At 63.4% G+C, this 4,262-nt stretch carries 4 protein-coding genes; all 4 read left to right on the forward strand.

The features are described from left to right. Positions 1-130 precede the first annotated feature (130 nt). The 4 genes from M9978_RS22850 to M9978_RS22865 all read left to right on the forward strand — a co-directional run bounded on the left by M9978_RS22850 (position 131) and on the right by M9978_RS22865 (position 4,146). On the forward strand, positions 131-1,372 hold the full coding sequence (locus M9978_RS22850) for a site-specific integrase (protein WP_254297459.1): 1,242 nt from the start codon (positions 131-133) through the stop codon (positions 1,370-1,372). Further along, positions 1,369-2,289 carry a tyrosine-type recombinase/integrase gene (locus tag M9978_RS22855; protein ID WP_254297460.1) on the forward strand — a complete coding sequence of 307 codons (921 nt, stop codon included), beginning with the start codon at positions 1,369-1,371 and terminating at the stop codon, positions 2,287-2,289. Before M9978_RS22850 ends, M9978_RS22855 begins: the two co-directional genes overlap by 4 nt. Continuing rightward, entirely contained in the window at positions 2,286-3,287 is a 1,002-nt protein-coding gene (locus tag M9978_RS22860) for a tyrosine-type recombinase/integrase (RefSeq protein WP_254297462.1), read from the forward strand. Before M9978_RS22855 ends, M9978_RS22860 begins: the two co-directional genes overlap by 4 nt. A 277-nt stretch (positions 3,288-3,564) precedes the next feature. Then, on the forward strand, positions 3,565-4,146 hold the full coding sequence (locus M9978_RS22865; protein WP_254297464.1) for a hypothetical protein: 582 nt from the start codon (positions 3,565-3,567) through the stop codon (positions 4,144-4,146). Positions 4,147-4,262 lie beyond the last annotated feature (116 nt).

The following is a 4,262-nucleotide window of genomic DNA, read 5'->3' on the forward strand; positions in this document are numbered from 1 at the left end:
GGGGGTTTATGCCGAGCGCCTGACTATGCCGAGCGGACGCAGGATCGCGCGGTTTTCCCAGGGTTTTGAGGTAGCCGGCTCGGCATAGTTTTACCGTCCTTCCAGGCACCCATCGCCGAAGGAGGACGTTATGACCCTGGACGAGCATTTACGCCGCAGTCGTATTTTGCGCCGCTTGAGAGCGGGACCCTTCAGGGAGGGCATTGATCACTATACGGAACGCCTACGTAACGATGGCTATGGTCCGCATCATGGGGGGCGAGCGATCAGTTTGGTCTTCCGTTTCACCCGCTGGCTGACCGATCGTCATTTCGGCTTCCACGATATTGATGAGCACCTCGTCGGGCGCTTTCTTGCTGCTCGAACGCGCCAACACCCGTTGCGCGCCGGCGATCGCTCCGCGCTGCGCCGATTGGTCGCGGTCCTTCGCGAGGCCGAGATAATTGGCCCTGAGCTGCCGGCGAAGCGCGACCCCAGAGAACAGATTCTGGAGAGTTTTCGGGAGTATCTCGAAGCGCGACGCGGCCTCCTCCCTGCCTCGTCGAAGAACTATATCTGGTTCATACAGCGATTCCTGCACGACCTTTCCATAACCCGCACCGCTGATCTGGCCAGCCTGTCGCAAGACGATATCGTCGGATACGTCGAGCGGCATGCTTCTGACGGAAGCGCCATAACGGCGAAGCTGATGTGCTCCCGCCTGCGATCATTCCTTACCTACCTGCAGGTCGAAGGCGTAATTGGCCATGAACTGGCGGCCTGCATCCCGTCGATCAGGACGTGGAGCCTCACAAGGCTGCCGACCTATCTTTCGGCTGCGCAACTTCAACAGATTTACCGAAGCTGCGACCGGGATACGGCCGTGGGACGGCGCGATTATGCCGTCCTCATGCTGCTTGGCGGGCTCGGACTGCGGGCGAACGAGATTGCCACCCTCACCCTCGACGACATCGATTGGCGCGCAGGCCAGTTTCGGATTCAGGGTAAAGGCCGGCAGCCGGCGACTATGCCGCTGCCTCCAGATATCGGTGCGGCGCTCGTCGCCTATTTGCGCAACGGGCGCCCGGCATCCGCCAGCCGCCGGGTTTTTCTGCGCGCGCGTCCGCCCCACAGCGGGTTCCCCACCTCGAGCGGGATAACGAACATTGCAGGACGAGCACTCGCTCGGGCCGTCGTGACCGGTGCGATCCATCGCGGAGCACATGTTTTCCGGCATACCTTGGCTACTGAGCTTCTACGCTCGGGCGCATCGCTCACCGAGATCGGTCAGGTTCTGCGGCACCAGGATCACGATACCACCCGCATCTACGCCAAGGTCGACCTGGCGAGCCTGCGAACACTGAGCCTGCCATGGCCGGGCGGTGGGCTATGACCCCGCTGCGAGCCGCCCTCGATCGCTATGTGAACATGCAGCGCGGGTTCGGCTACAAGTTCACATCGGCCGAACACCTGCTGATCGACTTCGTCGCTTTCATGGACGCGCAGGGCGAAGCCATCATCACCAACAAGCTGGCTATAGACTGGGCGACCGGCGCCGCGGGACCCGCATCCTGGCCCTCCCGCCTCGGCACCGTCCGCAGCTTTGCCCGGCATTTGTCCTGCACCGAACCCCGCACGGATATTCCACCAGCCGGGATTGTTCGGTCAACACCGCGCCCTGCGCCCTACATCTACACCGAGCTCGAGATCGCGGGGCTGCTGGACGCGATGCGGGCGCTAACGCCAGCGACCCGCTTGCGCCGCTGGACCTATCATTATCTCTTCGGCCTTCTTGCAGTAACCGGCCTGCGGGTCGGGGAAGCGCTCAGGCTGAAGCGCGACGACGTCGATCTCGACACCGGCATTTTGACCATTCGCGAGACCAAGTTCGGCAAGTCGCGCATCGTACCCATTTCCCCCTCGACCGTCGCCGCCCTCAACGATTACGTCACACGCCGCAATGCGCGCCGATGCCGATCCGCCGGCCTGCATTTTTTCACCGGAGAGCATGGCGGACAGCTCTATCACCAGAACATCCATCTCGTATTCTGCGCAGTGTCGCGGCAGCTTGGCCTGCGTCCGGGCTCGGGTGGCGGCCCACGCATCCATGATCTGCGCCATAGCTTTGCCGTCAACATGCTCCTGCGCTGGTATCGCGCGGGCGAGGATGTCGAGCAGCTCCTGCCGGTGCTCTCCACCTATCTCGGCCATAGCCATACGCGCGACACCTACTGGTATCTCTCGGCTTGCCCCGAGCTCATGGAGCATGCCGTGCACCGGCTTGAGACCCGGTGGGAGGGCGTGTCATGACCGATGCGCCCCTCCTGCCGATGTTGATCGAGCGCTTCTTCACGCAGCGGCTGATCCATCAGCGCAATGCCAGTCCGCATACCGTCGCGTCCTACAGGGACACGTTTCGGCTCCTGTTCAGATTTGCCCAGCGCACCCTCAACAAGCCGCCCTCGAGCCTGGACCTTGTCGACCTCGATGCGCCGTTCGTCATCGCATTCCTCGAAGATCTCGCGGCAAGCCGCATCATCGGGGTCGCCACACGCAACCTCAGATTGACCGCGATCCGGGCATTCTTCCGTTTCATCGCATTCGAGGAGCCGGCCTATAGCGCACAGATTCAGCGCATTCTCGCCATACCCGGCAAGCTCCACGAGAAGCGCGAGGTGCATTTCCTCTCGCGCGCCGAGATCGAAGCCATTCTCGCCGCGCCCGACAGACTGACGTGGCTGGGCCGCCGCGATTACACGCTGCTGCTGCTCGCCGTGCAGACAGGCTTGCGCCTTTCCGAACTGACCAGTCTCGATCGCGATGCCGTCACGCTGGGCGCGGTTTCGCATGTCCTGTGCCTCGGCAAAGGCCGCAAGGAACGGCGTACGCCGCTCACACGGCACACGCGCACCGCTTTGCGGGTCTGGCTGAAGGAACCGGTACGCGGCGGCGCATCGGCACTGTTTCCGAACATGCATGGCGGACGCCTCAGTCCCGATGCCGTCCAGTTTCTCCTCGCCAAGCATGTTAGATCGGCGCGCGAGCGCTGCCCGTCGCTGTACCATAAACGGGTGTCCCCGCATGTTCTCAGACACACCGCCGCCATGGAACTCCTCCAGGCGGGCGTCGATATTTCGGTGATCGCATTGTGGCTCGGGCATGAGTCGATCCAGACCACCCAGGCCTATCTCCATGCCCATATCGCGCTGAAGACAGCAGCGCTCGCCAAGCTCCAGCCCCTTCATTCCAGACGGGCAGCGCGCTTCGAACCGGAGGATCAGCTTCTGGCATTTCTCGACGCGCTGTAGCCCGGCCTTGGCGCGGGGACTCGCCTCTGTTATCCAGTTCCGGCGCCGCGCAAAGGGCAGCGCCGGGACTGGTAATCCCGCACACGAACGAACTCGGACACCTCGGTTTCCGGGGTGCCGTCGCGCATGTCCAGACCTTCGGGTTAAAGGCGGCGGCGCATGTCGTGTGCATGTTACCAGCTCCGGCGGCTCCCGCGCCTAGCGTGCGGGAGTTCGGGACCGTTCCGCATCGTCTCATTCCTCTCGCGTAACGCTCCGATGCGGACCGGAGGTGAACATGAACAACCTTATCCCCATTACGCAGCCCGCTCGGATCGGCGCGCCCGTCAAGACGCGGGCGGCGTCCGCGGCCAGCCGCCGCCACACCGCGCTGATCGCATTATGGCGAACCCATCACGCCGAGCCCGTCCAGCTACAGCGAACCCGCGAAGGACGTGACCTGAGCCGCGCACGCTATCGGCGGGCGGAGGAGTTCATGCTTTCGCTGGCGCCTGAAGCGCCGGGTGATGGACCCGATTTCCTATACAACGCTGGTATCGTCGCCCAGCTTGCCTTGTCGTCGCATTTGCTCGACGTCGGCTTTCCCGACACATGGTGCGCCCGCTACATCGGACTCCACGTCGCCAGATCGCTCGCCTATGCCAACGCGACCGGCTTTGGCCATGATTGTGCCGAGACGAAGCGGCTCGCAGACGTGCTCACGCCCTATTGGAAGTGGAACCGGCGTTCCTTGGCCGACGCGCCCCGCCCGAACGACGGCGGCTTTTCGCCCGACAATATCCGGGCGCTGTCGCGCGCACTTCTGGACCACGTCGGTCAGGTCACCGGTCACGGCCAAGCGCGCCGCAGGATGACGTGACGCCGCCAACGGCCCATGGCAGGACCGTAAAACTATGCCGAGCCGACTACCTCAAAGCCCCACGAAAACCGCGTGATCCTGCGCCCGCTCGGCATAGTTGCGCGCTCGGCATAAAC

Origin of the sequence: Sphingomonas tagetis (assembly GCF_024211275.1) — a bacterium.
In the GTDB taxonomy this organism is placed as follows: domain Bacteria; phylum Pseudomonadota; class Alphaproteobacteria; order Sphingomonadales; family Sphingomonadaceae; genus Sphingomonas; species Sphingomonas tagetis.